The organism is Streptomyces sp. SID13726 (assembly GCF_010548375.1).
In the GTDB taxonomy this organism is placed as follows: domain Bacteria; phylum Actinomycetota; class Actinomycetes; order Streptomycetales; family Streptomycetaceae; genus Streptomyces.
In genome coordinates this window covers 1-456 of the sequence record NZ_JAAGLY010000397.1, presented here as the reverse complement: position 1 = coordinate 456, position 456 = coordinate 1, and the positions used below count along the sequence as shown (strand labels likewise).

General features: G+C 70.4%; 1 protein-coding gene. It reads right to left on the bottom strand.

Annotation, left to right across the window (positions count from 1 at the left end; all coding sequences use genetic code 11):
* Positions 1 to 456: FAD-dependent oxidoreductase (locus G3I78_RS48260; protein WP_343244036.1), on the bottom strand; the 456-nt coding region annotated here is incomplete at both ends.

Here is a 456-nt window from a genome sequence, read left to right as displayed (position 1 = left end):
TCCTTCACACCGAGCGTGGTGTGCTCGGCCGTCGGCCCGGACGGGTACAGGCCCGCTTCCTTGGCCAGGAACGAGTTCACTCCGTCGCAGGCGATGACCACGGATGCGGTGAGGTCCCCGTCGGGGCGGTCCGTACGGACGCCCGTCACCCTGCCCCGCGCATCGCGCAGCAGCCCCGTCGCGACCGTCGACGTGACGAGGACGGCACCCGCCTCCACGGCGAGGGAGGCGAGCCAGGAGTCGAGTTCGGCGCGGTGGACCGTTGCGCCGTTGTACGGGGGAGCGGCCCAGTCCTGGCTGCGGAAGTCCACGGTCAGGGCCTGGTCCTGGGTCATCACCATGGTCGAGCGGCGCGTCACCCAGCGCTCGACGGGCATCTTCTCCCACCAGTTCTCCACGAGTTCGGCGAGGATGCGTCCGTAGACGACCCCGCCGTAGACGTTCTTGGAGCCGGGG